Annotated in this window: 17 protein-coding genes and 1 pseudogene; 14 read left to right on the top strand and 4 right to left on the bottom strand. The window is 61.5% G+C overall.

Features of this window, described 5'->3' with window-relative positions:
• Window positions 1-203 precede the first annotated feature (203 nt).
• Window positions 204-593 carry an acyl-CoA thioesterase gene (locus AC6CIG_RS07380; RefSeq protein ID WP_018095187.1) on the top strand — a complete coding sequence of 130 codons (390 nt, stop codon included), beginning with the start codon at window positions 204-206 and terminating at the stop codon, window positions 591-593.
• 11 nt (window positions 594-604) lie between these two features.
• Window positions 605-1,195: a hypothetical protein gene (locus AC6CIG_RS07375; protein ID WP_018095188.1), complete on the top strand. Its 591-nt coding sequence runs from the start codon at window positions 605-607 to the stop codon at window positions 1,193-1,195.
• Between the two features lie 29 nt (window positions 1,196-1,224).
• Here AC6CIG_RS07375 and AC6CIG_RS07370 read toward each other — a convergent pair whose 3' ends face one another.
• Entirely contained in the window at window positions 1,225-1,578 is a 354-nt protein-coding gene (locus tag AC6CIG_RS07370; protein WP_018095189.1) for a DMT family protein, read from the bottom strand.
• Between the two features lie 213 nt (window positions 1,579-1,791).
• Between AC6CIG_RS07370 and uvrB the strand changes: the two genes are divergently transcribed.
• Window positions 1,792-4,785, top strand: coding sequence for an excinuclease ABC subunit UvrB (gene uvrB, locus AC6CIG_RS07365; RefSeq protein WP_498322572.1), 2,994 nt, complete (start codon window positions 1,792-1,794; stop codon window positions 4,783-4,785).
• 244 nt (window positions 4,786-5,029) lie between these two features.
• Window positions 5,030-5,687, top strand: a pseudogene (locus AC6CIG_RS07360) (hypothetical protein).
• Between the two features lie 193 nt (window positions 5,688-5,880).
• On the opposite strand, the gene AC6CIG_RS07355 reads toward AC6CIG_RS07360, so the two are convergent.
• Window positions 5,881-6,498: a J domain-containing protein gene (locus AC6CIG_RS07355; RefSeq protein ID WP_018095192.1), complete on the bottom strand. Its 618-nt coding sequence runs from the start codon at window positions 6,496-6,498 to the stop codon at window positions 5,881-5,883.
• A 501-nt stretch (window positions 6,499-6,999) separates the two neighbouring features.
• On the opposite strand from AC6CIG_RS07355, the gene AC6CIG_RS07350 reads away from it, so the two are divergent.
• The gene (locus tag AC6CIG_RS07350; RefSeq protein ID WP_003535347.1) at window positions 7,000-7,212 is read left to right on the top strand and encodes a cold-shock protein; all 213 of its coding nucleotides are present in this window, start codon (window positions 7,000-7,002) and stop codon (window positions 7,210-7,212) included.
• Window positions 7,213-7,339: 127 nt separating this feature from the next.
• Here AC6CIG_RS07350 and dusA read toward each other — a convergent pair whose 3' ends face one another.
• The gene (gene dusA / locus AC6CIG_RS07345; protein ID WP_127712758.1) at window positions 7,340-8,497 is read right to left on the bottom strand and encodes a tRNA dihydrouridine(20/20a) synthase DusA; all 1,158 of its coding nucleotides are present in this window, start codon (window positions 8,495-8,497) and stop codon (window positions 7,340-7,342) included.
• Between the two features lie 210 nt (window positions 8,498-8,707).
• Here dusA and AC6CIG_RS07340 point away from each other — a divergent pair, with 210 nt between their 5' ends.
• The 5 genes from AC6CIG_RS07340 (at window position 8,708) to AC6CIG_RS07320 (ending at window position 13,321) form a co-directional block, all read left to right on the top strand.
• Window positions 8,708-9,664, top strand: a complete 957-nt coding sequence (locus AC6CIG_RS07340) for a cupin domain-containing protein (RefSeq protein WP_437407621.1) — start codon at window positions 8,708-8,710, stop codon at window positions 9,662-9,664.
• Window positions 9,665-9,796: 132 nt separating this feature from the next.
• The gene (locus AC6CIG_RS07335) at window positions 9,797-10,519 is read left to right on the top strand and encodes a nitroreductase family protein (RefSeq protein WP_419183666.1); all 723 of its coding nucleotides are present in this window, start codon (window positions 9,797-9,799) and stop codon (window positions 10,517-10,519) included.
• A 34-nt stretch (window positions 10,520-10,553) separates the two neighbouring features.
• Complete coding sequence (locus AC6CIG_RS07330) at window positions 10,554-11,099, top strand: carboxymuconolactone decarboxylase family protein (protein WP_437407620.1); 546 nt, start codon at window positions 10,554-10,556, stop codon at window positions 11,097-11,099.
• 192 nt (window positions 11,100-11,291) lie between these two features.
• On the top strand, window positions 11,292-12,209 hold the full coding sequence (locus tag AC6CIG_RS07325; protein WP_437407619.1) for an NADP-dependent oxidoreductase: 918 nt from the start codon (window positions 11,292-11,294) through the stop codon (window positions 12,207-12,209).
• Window positions 12,210-12,694: 485 nt separating this feature from the next.
• A complete protein-coding gene (locus AC6CIG_RS07320; protein WP_437407618.1) occupies window positions 12,695-13,321 on the top strand; it encodes a hypothetical protein in 627 nt (208 codons plus the stop codon).
• Window positions 13,322-13,479: 158 nt separating this feature from the next.
• Here AC6CIG_RS07320 and AC6CIG_RS07315 read toward each other — a convergent pair whose 3' ends face one another.
• Complete coding sequence (locus AC6CIG_RS07315; RefSeq protein WP_018095199.1) at window positions 13,480-13,728, bottom strand: hypothetical protein; 249 nt, start codon at window positions 13,726-13,728, stop codon at window positions 13,480-13,482.
• 427 nt (window positions 13,729-14,155) lie between these two features.
• Between AC6CIG_RS07315 and AC6CIG_RS07310 the strand changes: the two genes are divergently transcribed.
• The 4 genes from AC6CIG_RS07310 to AC6CIG_RS07295 all read left to right on the top strand — a co-directional run bounded on the left by AC6CIG_RS07310 (window position 14,156) and on the right by AC6CIG_RS07295 (window position 16,809).
• On the top strand, window positions 14,156-14,392 hold the full coding sequence (locus AC6CIG_RS07310; protein WP_018095200.1) for a DUF982 domain-containing protein: 237 nt from the start codon (window positions 14,156-14,158) through the stop codon (window positions 14,390-14,392).
• A 753-nt stretch (window positions 14,393-15,145) separates the two neighbouring features.
• On the top strand, window positions 15,146-15,355 hold the full coding sequence (locus tag AC6CIG_RS07305; RefSeq protein WP_003536846.1) for a hypothetical protein: 210 nt from the start codon (window positions 15,146-15,148) through the stop codon (window positions 15,353-15,355).
• A 187-nt stretch (window positions 15,356-15,542) separates the two neighbouring features.
• Window positions 15,543-16,229 (top strand): fumarylacetoacetate hydrolase family protein, encoded by a 687-nt coding sequence (locus AC6CIG_RS07300; protein WP_100673708.1) that lies wholly within the window; start codon window positions 15,543-15,545, stop codon window positions 16,227-16,229.
• A gap of 49 nt (window positions 16,230-16,278) precedes the next feature.
• On the top strand, window positions 16,279-16,809 hold the full coding sequence (locus AC6CIG_RS07295) for a gamma carbonic anhydrase family protein (RefSeq protein WP_437407617.1): 531 nt from the start codon (window positions 16,279-16,281) through the stop codon (window positions 16,807-16,809).
• Window positions 16,810-16,817: the final 8 nt, after the last annotated feature.

The raw sequence follows: 16,817 nt of genomic DNA, 5'->3' as shown, positions 1-16,817 counted from the left end.
CTCCATTTCGAGGCATGCAGAATATGAGCGGCTATTTGCAAAGCTCCTAACAAACGCTCACTAGATTTGAGGGTGATCAAATTAACGATAACACCGTCACGTGTGCCGCCTTTTGCTTCTTCAGCGTGGAATTGTTCCGGCGCCTCTTTGCTCGCCTGACGGCAGTGCGTTAAACCTTGTTCGTCAACAGGGAGACAGGCCGCATGAACGCAGCAAGCAAGCCGAATGGCGAACTGACCTTGCGCACCCTCGCAATGCCCGGCGACGCCAATGCCGCCGGCGACATCTTCGGCGGCTGGGTCATGGCGCAGATGGACCTTTCCTGCGGCATCCGGGCCGCCGAGCGCGCCAGGGGCCGCGTCGTGACTGCGGCGGTAAAGGAAATGGCCTTCGCCATGCCGGTGAAGATCGGCGACACACTGTGCATCTATACCGACATCGTAAAGGTCGGGCGGACGTCGATGACGCTCAAGGTCGAGGCATGGGCACAGCGTTACCTCTCGCATGTCATGGAAAAGGTCACCGACGCCATCTTCGTGATGGTCGCGCTCGACTCGACCGGCAAGCCGACGCCCGTTCCGGCCGAGCAATAAGGGCCTAGTTCATGGAGCAGGTGCAGCCCGATCCGGCGATCTTTTCGCACATACGCGTCGTCATGGGCATGGTGATCAGCCTCTCGCTTGCGCGGCTCCTCAGCGGCGTTGCGCTTTTCGTGCAGCACCCGGGCAAGACGAAGGTCTACTGGATACACCTCGGCTGGGTGCTGTTCATGTTCTTCTTCCTCGTCCATTTCTGGTGGTGGGAGTATCATCTGCACTCGCTGGCGGTGATCGACGTCAGCGTCTACCTGTTCGTCATCCTCTATAGCTGCGTCTTCTTCCTCCTCTGCGTCTTCCTCTTTCCGACGACTCTCGACGAGTACAGCGGCTATGAACATTATTTCATGTCCAGGCGCGCCTGGTTCTTCGGCTTCCTCGCCATCGCATTCGCAGTCGACCTCATCGACACAGCCTTGAAGGGCAAGGCCTATTTCCAGTCCTTCGGGATCGAATATCCGCTTCGCAACGCCGCCTATATCGCGCTCTGCATCATCGCGGCGGTCACGCCCGACCGGCGCTTCCATGCGTCTTTTCTGGTCGGCGCGGTTCTTTACCAGCTCACATGGATGTATCGCGCCTTCGACCTTCTCGATTGACGGGGGCAGATGCCGCTCGTGGCGATGTCTCACCCCTTGAAGATGAACGACGCCCCGAGCGCGATCAGCGCGAAGCCGATGAACTGATGCCAGCCGATCGGTTCCTTCAGCCAGAAAATCGAGAAGAGGACGAAAATGGTGAGCGTGATCACCTCCTGCATCGTCTTCAGTTGCGCCGCCGAATAGACAGAGTGTCCGATGCGGTTCGCCGGCACGGCCAGCCAATATTCGAAAAAGGCGATCCCCCAGCTTGCGACGATGACGATGTAGAGCGGCGACGAAGTGAACTTCAGGTGGCCGTACCAGGCGAAGGTCATGAACACGTTGGAGAGGAGCAGCAGGATGACCGGCCAGACATAGGCAGGATTGATGGCAAATGGCATGGAAACCTCGGGAAGAGCGCGAATCGCAGGCCGAGAATGCTCCGCCGAGTGCCGGCGTTGCAAGTGCCTTCGGCTCCCGGTGCAACGATGCGACCGTCGGTTTAAGCCGTCGCCTCGGAGGTCCGGGAAACGAGTGGAGGATCGCGGTTTTCCGTTTCCCTTTTGTACTCGTTCCCCCTTCACTTTCGACCTGACTCTGCCCATATTCCCGGCATGGCCAGATCACCGAAGAATTCCCCGAAGAAATCGTCGGCACCCGGCGGGTTCGAAGAAGCCCCGCAGGCGCCGCTTTCCGGTACGCCCCTTTCCGGCAATGTCTCCGACTGGGTGAAGCAGCTCGAATCGGAAGCGGAAGCGAGCACCTTCGAGAGCCGGCGCGAAGTTGCGTCCAAGGCCGGCAGGCATCGCAAGAAGGTGGAGATCTCCGCGTCGAAATCGGCCCGCGGCACATCGATGGGCGGAACGACCGATCCGAAGACGCGTGCGGCCGCGGGGCTCAATCCCGTGGCCGGCCTCGATGTCGCCTTGGAGGATGCCGACAAGCTCACCTCCGGCTCGGGCGTCACCGCCACCGTCGAGGCGCTTGCCAAGCTCATCGAGAGCGGCAATCCGCTGTTCAAGGACGGCAAGCTCTGGACGCCGCACCGCCCGGCCCGGCCTGAAAAGTCCGAAGGCGGCATCCCGATCCGCATGCAGTCCGATTACGAGCCGGCCGGAGACCAGCCGACGGCGATCGCGGACCTGGTCGACGGGCTCACCTCGGGCGAGCGCAATCAGGTGCTCCTCGGCGTCACTGGGTCAGGAAAAACCTTCACCATGGCCAAGGTGATCGAGGCGACGCAGCGCCCGGCCGTCATTCTGGCTCCGAACAAGACGCTCGCCGCGCAGCTCTATTCCGAGTTCAAGAACTTCTTCCCGGACAATGCGGTCGAATATTTCGTCTCCTATTACGACTACTACCAGCCGGAAGCCTACGTGCCGCGCTCGGACACCTACATCGAGAAGGAATCGTCGATCAACGAGCAGATCGACCGCATGCGCCACTCGGCGACGCGTTCGCTGCTCGAACGCGACGACGTCATCATCGTCGCCTCGGTCTCCTGCATTTACGGTATCGGCTCGGTCGAGACCTATACGGCAATGACCTTCCAGATGAGCGTCGGCGACCGGCTCGACCAGCGCCAGTTGCTTGCCGACCTGGTCGCGCAGCAATACAAGCGCCGCGACATGGACTTTCAGCGGGGCTCCTTCCGCGTGCGCGGCGACACGATCGAGATCTTTCCCGCCCACCTGGAGGATGCCGCCTGGCGCATGTCGATGTTCGGAGACGAGATCGACTCGATCACCGAGTTCGATCCGCTCACCGGCCAGAAGACCGGTGACCTCAAGTCGGTGAAGATCTACGCCAATTCGCACTATGTGACGCCGCGGCCGACGCTGAACGCCGCGATCAAGGCGATCAAGGAGGAAATGAGCCAGCGCCTCGCCGAACTGGAACGCGCCGGGCGCCTTCTGGAAGCGCAGCGGCTGGAGCAGCGCACCCGTTACGACATCGAGATGCTCGAGGCCACCGGCTCCTGCCAGGGCATCGAGAACTATTCGCGCTACCTCACCGGCCGCAGGCCGGGCGAGCCGCCGCCGACGCTGTTCGAATATATTCCGGACGATGCGCTGATCTTCATCGACGAGAGTCACGTCACCATTCCGCAGATCGGCGGCATGTATCGCGGCGACTTCCGCCGCAAGGCGACGCTCGCCGAGTACGGGTTCCGCCTGCCCTCCTGCATGGACAACCGGCCACTGCGCTTCGAGGAATGGGACGCAATGCGCCCCGACACCATCGCCGTGTCGGCAACGCCCGGCGCCTGGGAGATGGAGCAGGCCGGCGGCGTCTTCGCCGAACAGGTGATCCGTCCGACCGGCCTCATCGATCCGCCGGTGGAGGTGCGCTCCGCCAAAACGCAGGTGGACGACGTGCTGGGCGAGATCCGCGAGACCGCCGCCGCGGGCTACCGCACCCTCGTCACCGTGCTCACCAAGCGCATGGCCGAAGACCTGACCGAGTATCTGCACGAACAGGGCGTGCGGGTGCGCTACATGCATTCGGACATCGACACGCTCGAGCGCATCGAGATCATCCGCGATCTGCGCCTCGGCGCCTTCGACGTGCTGGTCGGCATCAACCTCCTGCGCGAGGGTCTCGATATTCCCGAATGCGGCTTCGTCGCCATTCTCGACGCCGACAAGGAAGGCTTCCTGCGCTCGGAAACGTCGCTCATCCAGACGATCGGCCGCGCCGCCCGTAACGTCGACGGCAAGGTCATCCTCTATGCCGACACGATCACCGGCTCGATGCAGCGGGCGATGGAGGAGACCAGCCGCCGCCGCGAGAAACAGATGGCCTACAATGCCGAGCACGGCATCACGCCCGAATCGGTCAAGGCGAAGATCTCCGACATCCTCGATTCGGTCTACGAACGCGACCATGTCCGCGCCGATATTTCCGGCGTCGCCGGCAAGGGCTTTGCCGATGGCGGCCACCTCGTCGGCAACAATCTGCAGGCGCACCTCAACGCACTGGAAAAACAGATGCGCGACGCCGCCGCGGACCTCGACTTCGAAAAGGCCGCACGCCTGCGCGACGAGATCAAGCGCCTCAAGGCGGCCGAACTGGCCGTGCTGGACGACCCGATGGCGCGAGAGGAAGCGAAATCGCAGGAGAGCAGCAAGCGGGCCAGCAAGGGCGTGCCCGGCACAACGGACACCCTCCCCCTTGTGGGGAGGGCTGCGGAGGGGCAAGGCGACACCCCTCCCGGACCTTCGGGCCACCCTTCCCACAAGGGGGAGGGAAAGACAGAATCCTACTTCCAGAAGCCCTCGCTCGACAATATGGGCCCGGGGACCGACACCGAACGTCCCCTCTTCCGCAAACCCGAACTCGATGAAATGGGCCGCGACGTGGCGATCCCCTCTTCCCGCGGCCGGGGAGAAGGTGCCCGAAAGGCAGATGAGGGGCAGTCGCTTTTCAGAAAAAACACCCTTGACGAAATGACCGTCGGCCGCACGGAGAAGCCGGTACCGGGACCGGCACCGGAAAAGCCGACCCTCACCCGCGCCAAGCCGGGCGTAGGATCCTACGAGGAGCCGGCGGAGGAAAAGCGGCGCAAGAGCCGGACGAAGGGCAAGACGGGGCGTCCGGGACGCTGAGCCAGTCCTATCAGGATCAAGGGCCGGACGCTGGGCCGTTGCCAGGCCTTTCCAGACATCGAATCAACCAAAGCGGTCGCTGCGAGAGCGACTTCAGAACGAGTGCAACGACGCCGCCACTACCCCAATTTTTTATGGGTAGCCCGAAATGATTAGCCCGACATAGCCGCGATACCCTTAAATTTTTACGGAACATTTCCTTCCCGACACGAATTTAAGTTGTCACTAATTTAGGGAGGAAAATATGAAAACCCTGGATGTATTTCTTACGAGCACCGGTCTGGCTCTTATGTCAGTCGGTTTTTCAACTTCGGCAACGATTCCCGCGCACGCCCAGAACCTTACGGGCCCCGTGCTCATGGCCGAGCAGTGCAGCCCTCTGACGGACGCCAATTACGAAGCTTGCTGCATGGCTCAGAACAGAGCGGAAATCCTCACGGCCGGGCAAATAGAGCAATGCCCGCCCCTCTCCACGGCGGCCATCGGTAATTCATTTTCCACGACCTCCACCGACAGCGGTCCTCGCAACCTGAATGGCGATGACGGTGGCGGCGGCGGCGGCGGCGGCGGTGGCGGCGGCGGCGGTGGCGGCGGCGGTGGCGGCGGCGGTGGCGGCGGCGGCGGTGGCGGTGGCGGCGGCGGTGGTGGCGATCCCGGCGGTGGCCAAGACACCGGCAAGGGTAACCAGGACCATGGCAAGGGCAACCAGGATCACGGCAAGGGTAACCAGGATCACGGCAAGGGTAACCAGGATCACGGCAAGGGCAACCAGGACCACGGCAAGGGCAACCAGGACAACGGCAACCAGGACAACGGCAAAGGCAGCCAAGATCGCGGCCTTAAAGGTAACCAGGACTAACCAGGACGACGATAACCGCGATGACGGCGGGTCGGGCGCCTGAAGGATTGCCCGCAGGAGCGCTCGACAGCGCCGATGGCAAATGACGAGAGCGCCGTGCCGGCTCTCATAGCCGGCACGGCCAGTCCCGCTCCCGGCGCGTCGCGGAGAACGTCTGGCTTGTTGAGGCTATGCGCTTCGCGTTTCACAGCTCCAACGAGCGGTCACCCTGCCATGGAGCGACGGCCGCACCTGCTCTACTCCGCCGCGCGCGCCTTCGCCTCCACCGCTTCCAACTCGTAGGAATACCCCTCCAGCATGGAGTAGGCCTGCTCGATCGCCTCGATCTGGGCTTCTGCATTCCTGATCGCCTCGGCGATCGACTGGCTGCGGGCGCGCAGCATGGAGCCGAGCACGTCTGTCTCGGGCCGCCTGCCGATGCGGTCGAGATGCTTGCGCACGCGGGAGCGGTGGCGTTCCAGTTCCAGAATGTGGAAGCGGTTTTTGACGATGTCGTCGGAAAGCTTGCGTCGCATCGCCGCCACCGGATCGAAACTGCCGGGCTCGCGTTCATCGAGTATGAAGTCGTTGACGAGGGTCTCCAGCATCATGAGGCCCTTGAGGTCTTTCGGGTCGGCGAGCTGGGGATCGTAACCGGTGTCATCGTAGACTTTGCGGCGCACCGGATCCTTCAGGAGATCGTAGGCCGCCTGCAGCTTGCCGAACTGCTCGGCATCACCGCCGCGGTCGGGATGCGCGGTCTTTACCGCCCGGCGATAGGCCGTCCGGACCGCCCGCTCGTCGGCGTCGCGCTCAATTCCAAGGAGGGCATAGGGATCGATCACGCCGGCCACCTGCTCATCGTCAACTCGCATATTCGTTTCCGGTACAGACCTACCGGTTCGCCGCGGCAGCAGCAAGCCCGCGGGGCTCACGGGGAGAGTGCAGGCTCAACCTAGTGCCGCGACGAAATTGTGGTCGAAACGAGGCAATCCACGACATTTGCCCCACGGCACACGGCACCGCGAGGTCACGCGGGCGCTTCGGCATAAGGCATTGTCCGCAGGTGCGGGACCACAAGAACTCCCCTTGCCTTTTTCGCGGAATACTGCCAATTCTATTGCTGTTCGGGCGTTTTCAATCCCGGAGACTGGACTTTCGCTTTGAGCCTGGCTTGACGCCGGGACAGCCGCAAGCGGCATCGTAGACGTCTTTTCCCCGATATCGTGACCACTCGACGCCTTTCAGCGCATTTCGCTGAAGACGACACGTTCGCTTCCTTCCGGGGGCGCGGACACACTACCTAAAGCAACCGATGCGTGATATTGAAGCGCAGGGTTGCGGCAAAGACAGACTGAAGGAAAAGGACTTCTTCCATGGCCACCAAAGGCATCGTCAAATTTTTCAACCAGGACAAGGGTTTTGGTTTCATCACGCCGGAAGGCGGTTCGAAGGACGTTTTCGTCCACATCACCGCTGTCCAGGCCGCAGGCCTCACGACATTGAACGATGGCCAGGAGGTCAGCTTCGACACGGAGCCGGATCGCATGGGCAAGGGCCCGAAGGCCGTCAACCTCCAGGCTCTCTAAGCCTGGCGTTCGACAAAGCGTGAAGAGCGGCGCTTCGCAAGAGGCGCCGCTTTTCGTTGGAGAGCACCCCATCCCACCTGCCGCCCGCCTTCCCCTCGCCGGCGAAGGAGACTGCGGCGCAGTCACGTTACTCTGCCGCCTGCCTTGCCGTTACCGCCTCGAACACCGCGTCGAAAGCTGTGTGGATGACTTGCGGACCGGCGTCCTTGCGGGTGGCGTCGGCGGAGAGTATCTGACGATAGCGCCGCGCGCCGGGCCAGCCTTGGAAGAGCCCGACCATGTGCCGCGTAACGTGGATCAGCCGGCCGCCATTCTCGATATGCGCAGCGGCATGGTTCGCCATGGCATCGCGGATACCGGACCAGAATTCCAGCGACAGATTATGGTTACGATCGGAAAAGCCGTCGGGGTCGATCGGCATGGGCGCGGCCCCCGTCAGCGGGTGGACGAAATAGCCGTCGGCGGCCGTCAGCAGGCCGCTGTCGTGATAGGCCGCACGGCCCAGCATCACACCGTCGAGAGGAGCGCCGCATGCGGCCTCTGCCGCAGTCCCGGTGGCTCCTCCCGTCGGCAGCGACCGCGGATCGAGGTGGGATAGCGCCTGATCCAGCTTTTGAAGACCCCCATTGAGACCAATGAAAAGATTCGTATTTTCCGCCTTGAGGCGATGTACGAGGCCATAGTCGAGCGGCGGAACCTCGCGATTCTCTCTCGGGCTCAGCCCTTTGAGCCATGCCTTTCGCGCATGCACCCACACGGCATCCGTTCCGGCATCCTTGACACGCCGGACGAGGTCGCGAAGCGCGACTTCCGGATCCTGATCGTCGACGCCGATACGACATTTGACCGTGACCGGAATCTTGACCGCCGCCTTCATCGCCGCGATGCAGTCGGCGACCAACGCCGGCTCCTGCATCAGACAAGCCCCGAAGGTGCCGGATTGCACCCGGTCTGACGGGCAGCCGACATTCATGTTGATCTCGTCGTAGCCGAAGCCTTCTGCGATCCGCGCCGCCTCCGCCATCTTCGTCGGATCGCTGCCGCCGAGCTGCAGGGCGACCGGATGTTCAGAGGCATCGTGGCCGAGCAGCTTTTCTCGGTCGCCGCGCAGAATCGCATCCGCGACGATCATTTCCGTATAGAGCAAAGCATGCCTCGAGAGCAGGCGCGCGAAAAACCGATAATGACGATCGGTCCAGTCGATCATCGGCGCAACGGCAAAGACAGGTGCCTTGAAGTACCTGTTTTTATCTTGCTTACCAGCGGTTTGCGCTGTTTCTTTCATGTCCGCTTAGCTCTCGTTTGACGCGTTTTTAGCCGGTTCCTGCTGTGCTATTGCTACAATGTAGCAAATGGCTGGAGGCTTATAGCAAAAACATGGGCACCATCGTCTAGCGAAAGCGCCGGAATGGGCAGAAAGGCGATCATCCCGGTCGAGGATGTCTGCCGCGACTGTTTCAATCACATGACGATTTCCTGAAAGTCTCGAGGTCCAATGTCTGAAGTCGATTGGTTGAGCCATCTCCTGCAAATCGTCACCGTAACCGGTCAGCTCGAGGTCCGCTGTACCTACGGTGCGCCATGGCGCGTGGCCTGGAGCCGGGCTGCGGCGAACGAAATCCCCTACCACGCCATCGTCCAGGGTCGGGCCATTTTCGAGGATCCGGAGACGAAAACGACGAGGGAGTTGGTGAGCGGAGATATCGTGCTGCTACCTCATGGTGCGGCGCATGTACTGCACGACGGTAGCGGGCAAACTCCTATCCATACCCGGCAACACCGGAGGTCTGCCGGATGGATGCTGAGCGAGAACGATAGCCAGGGCGAGCAACTCGATCTGTTGTGCGGTCGATTTTTCATCGCGCCGCCTCATGACCGACTGATCCGTAACTACCTCCCCACAAATCTCGTGGCGCGGGCCACGGACAGCCGTGAAGAAGATGGTATCGGTTCCGCTTCCAACCAACTGGCCAGTCTGGTGAGGCTGATGCGTATGGAGTCTGCCGGCGACCGAGCGGGAGGACGCGCCGTTCTCAACGCCCTTTCTTCGGCCCTGTTCACACTGGTACTGCGAGCGGCGAGCGAATCCGAGAAAGCCCCTGAAGGCTTGTTGGCCCTGGCCGGCCATCCGCGACTTGCTCCAGCCATTGCGGCCATGCTTGGCGATCCGGCCCATCCATGGAAACTGCCTGATCTGGCGGATTTGTGCGGCATGTCACGCGCCACGTTCATGCGGCACTTTCAAGACAGGCTAGGTTGCTCCGCGCTCGATTTGTTGACCGATCTCCGCATGAGTTTGGCCGCCAACGAACTCAAGAAGCCGGCGATAAGCACTGAAGCCGTGGCCGAGACGGTGGGATATCAATCCGTTTCCGCATTTCGACGGGTGTTTGCGGAAAAGATGGGGATGACGCCGGGGGAATGGCGCCGACTGGCGCAAAATGGCGCGTAGGCCCCAGGACGATCTTAGCTCATATGCGCTAGATTGATCCTTTCGCGCATTATATTGAGCCAATCCAGTCTCGATGTTTGCATCGTCATTCGTAAATTGGGTTCCGTCATCACTTGATGAAGGAGCCATCCAATGAACTGCATCAGTATCACCGCCGAAACCGCAACCGGCACAGACGCCGAAATCCACGCACGGACCGAGATCCCCCAACCTTCCCATTCGCACGCGCAGCCAACGCCGACGAATGCCGTCATCGAAACCATTCTGAGCCGTAGTGCTGCCAAGTACTACGACCCAGCCGCCACCCTGAGCGATGGTGAGATCCGCGACCTGGTGCGGATCGGCACCTCCGCGCCGACATCGTTCCACCTGCAGAACTGGCGGTTTATCGCAGTCCGTACGCCTGACGCCAAGGCACGGCTACGTCCGATCGCCTGGAACCAGCCCGCAATCACCGACGCCGCCGTTACCTTCATCATCGTCGGCAGGTTGGCCGATGCCAGCACCGTCCCGGAGCGCCTGGCGCCGGTAGTGGAAGCCGGCATCATGCCAGCGCACCTGGTGCCGGAATGGGAAATCCCCGCTCGCGGTCTGTATGACGGTCAACCCCAACGGCAGCGCGACGAGGCGGTACGTTCCGCTACCTTCGGCACCGCGGCCATCATCTATGCAGCTCGCTCCCTCGGCCTGGGTTCGACGCCGATGATCGGGTTCGACGCGGAAGCCGTGCACCGCGAGTTCGGCCTGACCGAGGACGAAGTGCCGGTCATGCTTCTGACCGTCGGGCCGGAGCGGACCGGCAACTGGCCGCAGAAGCCGCGCCTGCCGGTGGCCGACGTCCTGTCCTTTGCATAATTCGCAGCCCAAACAGTCACTTATGGAGAGTATGATGTCTAGAACTATTGCCCTGGAACCCGAACATGTACCGGCAGAATCGAAACCGACTCTCGATGCATTCACGAAGAGCATCGGGTTCACCCCAAATATGATGGCGGCCTTCGCGCAGAGCCCGATCGCGTTCAACGCATGGGCCACGCTGCTTGGCTCCCTCAGCAAGGCGCTCGATGTGAGGACGCGCGATAGTATCGGCCTTGCCGTCTCGGAGGTGAATGGCTGCAATTATTGCCTGACGGTTCACAGCTACACCGCGGAACATATGGCAAAGTTATCGGCGGATGACATCATTCTCGCCCGGAAGGGTCATGCAAGCGACGCGAAACGAGACGCCGCAGTCCAGTTCGCGCGCAAAGTCATCGAGGCCCGAGGACACGTTGGTGAGGCCGATCTGAAAGCCGTCCGCGATGTCGGCTACACCGATGCGAACATCATCGAGATCGTTGCGCTGGTCGCCATGTACTCCCTGACGAACTTCTTCAACAACGTGTTCGACCCCGAGCGGGACTTTCCCGCCGTTGCCCCGGCCGGCTCTGTCTAAGCCCGGTCCTGTCGCAATCTCCGCGCGGTTGAACCCGAAATAAGCCGGGCTCGCCGCGCGACATCACACAGCAATTTCGACAGCAAGGTCTTCGAAAAGGCGTCAAGCCGGTAACGGGTTGCGCGGGAGATCGAAAACATCTTCCACGCCTGAATTTTTCCAAGCCAACAAATATCTGAGGAGACAATTCCCATGAAAGCGATCGTAGTGACCGACCAGGCTGCGGGAACAGCCGGAATGAAGCTGGTGGAGCGACCCGAGCCTCAGGCCGCCATAAACGACGTCGTCGTTGAGGTCCATGCGGCGGGGTTCGTCAACACCGAACTGGATTGGCCTTCAACCTGGACGGATCGGGCCTTTCGTGACCGGACGCCATCGGTTCTCGGCCATGAGCTGGCCGGTGTGATCACCGCGCTGGGCTATGGCACCACGGGGCTGTCGATCGGCCAGCGGGTGTTCGGCCTGTCGGACTGGTATCGCGACGGCACACTCGCTGAGTACGTCGCCATGGAGGCCCGCAACCTCGCGCCATTGCCCGGCAACGTCGACTTTACGGTGGGCGCAAGCCTGCCAATATCCGGCCTGACCGCATGGCAGGGACTGTTTCAGCATGGCCGCCTGCAGGCGGGGCAGAGCGTCCTCGCCCATGGCGCAGCTGGCGCCGTCGGCTCGATCGTGACGCAGCTTGCGCGGGAAGCCGGCGCCTATGTCATCGGCACCGGACGCGCCGCCGACCGCCAGAGAGCTCTGGACTTCGGTGCAAATGAATTCGTCGATCTTGAAAACGACACCCTGGAAGACGTCGGCGGCGTCGATCTGGTATTCGACGTTATCGGCGGCGATGTACAGAGGCGGTCCGTAGCGCTGATCCGGGCCGGAGGAACGCTTGTGACAGCCGTCGGACCGACGGATGTCCGACCTGTGGATGGCCTGGTGGTTGACTTCGTCGTAGAGGCTGATCGTGGCCAGCTCTCGGAGATCGTTCAGCGCGTCCGGGACGGAAGACTGCGGACGAACATCGGCAAGATTTCAAGTCTGGACGATGCGATCGCCACCTTCAATTCTACGGAGCGACGCGCCGGAAAGACAGTCATCCGCGTTCTCCCGTGAGGACTCGGCGAGAACCGAGGATATTCGCGGGGGAATCGAAGCGGCCGTATCTTCCTGCCGGATAGGCCTCCATGCGACGGCGCCACCGCAAAGACGGGTGCCTTGAAATACCGACTTCCCGTCTTCCCGTCTGTGGCACCGATTCCATCCTGTCTCGTCAGCCCATTTCTACATACGGCAGCGGTCCGAGGCTTGTAGCAAATCACGTGCACAATCGCCGAGTGAAAGAGGGATCGTTAATATAACCGACAGAAGAAACAGAGCCGAATCAGATGTTCGGATGTATTGTTTCTTCGTACCTAATACTGTCGATTGTATCTTGTGGCAAAATTCGGGCACCTCCCGAGGCCTTTAACTGGATATTCTGTTGAAGATCAGACAGTTATAATATTCTTGCGTAAGGCAGCACTTTCTGTGCCATCCTGCGCCGCGCTGGAGGCTGAGGTTCGAAACATGTCCTAAACTTTAGGGAAGGAAGCAGGACAATGCGTAGAACAGGAAAAACTATCATCGGCTCATTGCTTGGTCTCGCCTATGTCGTTGCCACGCCATTTGCCTCACTCGCGTCGTTCGATGACGGACTGCGTCAGAGTACAGCGCTCGCCGGTCCTCATGGTGACGTCCTTGTCGTTGCCGACGCCGGGAGCGCGCCAGCCGGAGGTCAGGAGACGGGCTCCGGTGGCGGTCAGGATACCGGTTCCGGCGGCGGTCAGGATAGCGGTTCCGGGGGCGGTCAGGACAGCGGTTCCGGCGGCGGACAGGATACCGGCTCCGGCGGCGGCCAGGACAGCGGCTCCGGCGGCGGTCAGGACAGCGGTTCCGGCGGCGGTCAGGACAGCGGTTCCGGCGGCGGACAGGATAGCGGCTCCGGCGGCGGTCAGGATAGCGGCTCCGGCGGCGGTCAGGACAGCGGCTCAGGCGGCGGACAGGATAGCGGTTCCGGCGGTGGCCAGGACAGCGGTTCCGGCGGCGGCGAAGGCTCCGGTGGCGGCGAAGGCTCCGGCGGCGGCCAGGACAGCGGCTCCGGCGGCGGCCAGGATAGCGGCTCAAGCGGTGGCCAGGATAGCGGCTCCGGCGGCGGCGAAACTCCCGCTTCCACGTCGAGCGACTGACACGGTACCAATAGTCGTTGGATCACGATGATTCAGGTCGGGTCGACCTAACATCATGAACGTGATCGACTCTACGAAGTTAGAGCGGGATGCGGGCGGAAAACGGCACACTTTTCTCCTCATCCCGCTCTACTGCCGCAATCAGAGGCGGTCGAAGCTCATTGAAATCCCGCCTGGCGGAACCACTCCTGGATGCCGGCAAGAACCTCCGCCTTGGCGCCCTCGAGCGTCGGCTCGTAGCGGAAGCCCGTTTCACCGGTACCGTTGCAATGGGAGATGCGCCAGGCCCAATCGCTCATGGCCTGACGTTTCATGACAAAGGCGACTTCATGTCTGCCAAGCATCGCGCAGAAAGTCCCATTCTGCAGCGGCAACCAAGTCAAACGGATTTCTGCAACCGTCACCATTCCAGCCCTCCAACAGCAGAAAAGGTATAGAATGTGGGCCAAGTGCTTGAAACCCCGCCTTTTAAGGGGATGCAGCGCAATACGGGTGGCGAGGGAAAGGACAACTCCAGATAAGGGCTCCTTCGACGATGAGCAAAGCGTCCCTGCTGCGAAAATATCTGATCGGCGGCGGCGGCGGACAGGAGGGAAACCGTGTTTCAGCAAAATTGCGGACAAACGGGATTCCCTGAGCTACATTGAAGCGCTCGGCCCGGTCTCCGGGCTTCTCGGGAGGGAACCCGGCAGGCCCGACAGCGTTCTTGTACATGATCCCGGGAGCGGGAAAGCGGCAGTCGAAGCCGGTGTCCGTCGCTTTGTCGCCCGATTGGAACCGAACATACCCAGACGCGGCCCGATTGCCGCGTCGCTGCGATCCAGGAGGAGAAGCATGCAGGTCTTGTGGAGCAATCCCATCGAGCTTGGAATGAACGGGGGTGACGTGCGCATGGTCAAGGGACCGTCCGACGCGCTCCGATGCCTCGCGGACCATTGGCCGTATCGCGGTCCCTACTACGTCGCCGCGCGCAGCGCGTGCCGCGCCGCGATCGACGGCCGTCGTACCTGCGAGGAAGCACGCAGACTCTTTCTTTCCGCCGCTGAGGAGGCGCGTCTCAAAGCGCACTAGGGCCTGTTGAGATTCATTTTGAATTAATGACGGCTGCTGCGAGATCGATAATGGCGTTGAAGCTCTGATCGATTTTGTCGGCACGCATGGCGACGCAGCTCAAAGTGCTCCAGCACCTTTGCGCGTCTCATAAGACGCGCGGCGCTGTAGGAAACTGTTCAGAGGACTGCATCTTTCCTCCGTCCTCATCCCTTGCTCGTCACAGGGATGAGAGCAGCGCCGCGTCTGCGGCGCGCGAAGGGTTCTTTCAGCCCACGGACTTGGTCTGGCTGGATTCCTGTGACAAGCACAGGAATGAGGAAATCAAACAAGCCGCGGCGGGCGGCCCGAATCTCAACAGGCCTTAGCTCACGATATGCCGGGCAACCGACCGCAACACTGATCGATCCTTTGCGCTTGCGGTTTTCCGCCGCCTGGGTGGATCGATGCTGGGCGCCTCCAGTCGGACCCAGTGTATTGGTAATACAATTCTTGTGCAGCGCAATATTCGGGCACACCCGCCCGGTCGGCTTGAAAAACAAAGAAACCTCTAATATAACCGTTCCCGTGTGTTAATCCGCGAATATGAGAATGCGATCTTTGCAATCGCGCGGTCCAGCCTCGAAATGAGTGTGAAATCTTCGCGAATTCGCCCGATTTCTGTCGTGAAGGCTTCATCTGGCGGCGTTATATTCTATTCCGTCTTACAAAAACCAATATCGAATGTTTAAGGTCCCATCAAAAGAGGGACATAAGAAATAATACGGGAGAGCTATGATGAGAGAGCGTAATCTCTATCGTATCGTCGAAGTCAGCATGAAGCGAGAAAGCGGCCGGAAGGAAATCGGCATCATGACCGTGCGCCAGGCCCTTGAGCTTCCCCAGGTACCAAGCCTCGAATACAGTCATCCGGAACTCAACTCACGCTCCGACGGCCGCTTCCTCACGCGTGACCAACTCGAGGCCTATGCGCGCTGCGCCTGACCCCGAGAGTACGGCTCAGGCATCATTCTCACGCCCTGCCTATTGCAGCAGCCCGTCCGGCTGCTAACGTCCTTCTCTCCAGATTCGCTTCGGCGTCGCCCTGACCTAGGGGGCGGTGCTGGTGCGTCGATTTCTGCGAACGAACCGCTCGGGCCAGACCGAGACCGAATGATGGAGCCGGACGATCATGCAGACAGCCCTGACACCCCCGCCCCTCGTCCTGCTGCCGATCTCCGGCAGCTCCGTCGGGTTTCCGGTGCGCCGGGTCTATTGTGTCGGCCGCAACTATGCGGCCCACGCCCGCGAGATGGGTCACGACCCCGACCGTGAGGCGCCCTTCTTCTTTCAGAAAAACGCTGACAATCTTCTGCCGCCGGGCGAGGATTTCCCCTATCCGAAGCGCTCTTCCGACGTTCATCACGAGGTTGAGCTGGTCGTCGCCATGCGCACCGGGGGCGCGGACATTCCCGTCGAGCAGGCCGCCGATCACATCTTCGGTTATGCCGTCGGCATCGACTTCACCCGCCGGGATCTGCAGGCGGAAGCCAAGAAGGCCGGCAAGCCGTGGACGGCCGCCAAGGCGTTCGAGCATTCCGCGCCGGTTTCCGCGATCGTCCCCGTCACCGCGATCGGTCATCCCGCAAGCGGCAATATATGGCTCAAGGTCAATGGCGAACTGCGCCAACAGGGCGACCTCGACCAGATGATCTGGAAGGTGCCCGAGATCATCGCCGAGCTTTCCCGCCTCTTCACTCTTGCACCGGGCGATATCATCATGACCGGAACGCCGTCAGGTGTGGGTGCCGTCACGCAAGGCGATGTCGTAGCCTGCGGCATCGACGGGATCGGCGCGATCTCCGTCAACATCGTTTGAGAAACGGAAGGGCGAAGATCACCGCCTTCGATCAAGGGACGCAGCCGCCATGCCGCTTTACGCTCTAGGACCCCTCAGACCGCAGACGCCGACCGAAGGCAGCTACTGGGTGGCGCCGGACGCAACCATCATCGGGCAGGTTGAGCTCGGCGAGGACGTCGGCATCTGGTTCGGCGCGACGCTGCGCGGCGACAACGAGCCGATCCGCATCGGCGCGCGCACGAACATCCAGGAGGCCGTCATCATCCATGTCGATCCCGGTCACCCGGTTTCCATAGGCGAAGGCTGCACCATCGGTCACCGGGCGATCGTTCACGGCTGCACCATCGGCGACAATTCGCTGATCGGCATGGGAGCGACGATATTGAATGGTGCGAAGATCGGCCGCAATTGCCTCGTCGGCGCCAACGCGCTGGTCACCGAGGGGAAGGAATTCCCCGACAATTCTCTCATTGTCGGCGCCCCGGCCAAGGTGGTGCGGACCCTCGATGACGCCGCCGCCGAGGGATTGAAGCGTTCGGCCGAACATTATGTGAAGAATTGGCAGCGTTACGCCGCCCAGCTTACGCTGCTGGATTGATACGCGGC

It is taken from the genome of Sinorhizobium sp. GQ132 (assembly GCF_059758575.1).
This window is presented reverse-complemented; position numbering and strand designations above follow the sequence as displayed.

What these genes read in the sequence shown, in the direction of transcription:
- AC6CIG_RS07325 (WP_437407619.1), top strand. Translation starts at nt 11,292, where the DNA reads ATGAAAGCGATCGTAGTGACCGACCAGGCTGCGGGAACAGCCGGAATG.
- AC6CIG_RS07340 (WP_437407621.1), top strand. Translation starts at nt 8,708, where the DNA reads ATGTCTGAAGTCGATTGGTTGAGCCATCTCCTGCAAATCGTCACCGTA.
- AC6CIG_RS07380 (WP_018095187.1), top strand. Translation starts at nt 204, where the DNA reads ATGAACGCAGCAAGCAAGCCGAATGGCGAACTGACCTTGCGCACCCTC.
- AC6CIG_RS07305 (WP_003536846.1), top strand. Translation starts at nt 15,146, where the DNA reads ATGATGAGAGAGCGTAATCTCTATCGTATCGTCGAAGTCAGCATGAAG.
- AC6CIG_RS07310 (WP_018095200.1), top strand. Translation starts at nt 14,156, where the DNA reads ATGCAGGTCTTGTGGAGCAATCCCATCGAGCTTGGAATGAACGGGGGT.
- AC6CIG_RS07330 (WP_437407620.1), top strand. Translation starts at nt 10,554, where the DNA reads ATGTCTAGAACTATTGCCCTGGAACCCGAACATGTACCGGCAGAATCG.
- AC6CIG_RS07370 (WP_018095189.1), bottom strand. Translation starts at nt 1,578, where the DNA reads ATGCCATTTGCCATCAATCCTGCCTATGTCTGGCCGGTCATCCTGCTG.
- AC6CIG_RS07320 (WP_437407618.1), top strand. Translation starts at nt 12,695, where the DNA reads ATGCGTAGAACAGGAAAAACTATCATCGGCTCATTGCTTGGTCTCGCC.
- AC6CIG_RS07350 (WP_003535347.1), top strand. Translation starts at nt 7,000, where the DNA reads ATGGCCACCAAAGGCATCGTCAAATTTTTCAACCAGGACAAGGGTTTT.
- dusA (WP_127712758.1), bottom strand. Translation starts at nt 8,497, where the DNA reads ATGAAAGAAACAGCGCAAACCGCTGGTAAGCAAGATAAAAACAGGTAC.
- AC6CIG_RS07315 (WP_018095199.1), bottom strand. Translation starts at nt 13,728, where the DNA reads ATGGTGACGGTTGCAGAAATCCGTTTGACTTGGTTGCCGCTGCAGAAT.
- AC6CIG_RS07300 (WP_100673708.1), top strand. Translation starts at nt 15,543, where the DNA reads ATGCAGACAGCCCTGACACCCCCGCCCCTCGTCCTGCTGCCGATCTCC.
- AC6CIG_RS07335 (WP_419183666.1), top strand. Translation starts at nt 9,797, where the DNA reads ATGAACTGCATCAGTATCACCGCCGAAACCGCAACCGGCACAGACGCC.
- AC6CIG_RS07295 (WP_437407617.1), top strand. Translation starts at nt 16,279, where the DNA reads ATGCCGCTTTACGCTCTAGGACCCCTCAGACCGCAGACGCCGACCGAA.
- uvrB (WP_498322572.1), top strand. Translation starts at nt 1,792, where the DNA reads ATGGCCAGATCACCGAAGAATTCCCCGAAGAAATCGTCGGCACCCGGC.
- AC6CIG_RS07355 (WP_018095192.1), bottom strand. Translation starts at nt 6,498, where the DNA reads ATGCGAGTTGACGATGAGCAGGTGGCCGGCGTGATCGATCCCTATGCC.
- AC6CIG_RS07375 (WP_018095188.1), top strand. Translation starts at nt 605, where the DNA reads ATGGAGCAGGTGCAGCCCGATCCGGCGATCTTTTCGCACATACGCGTC.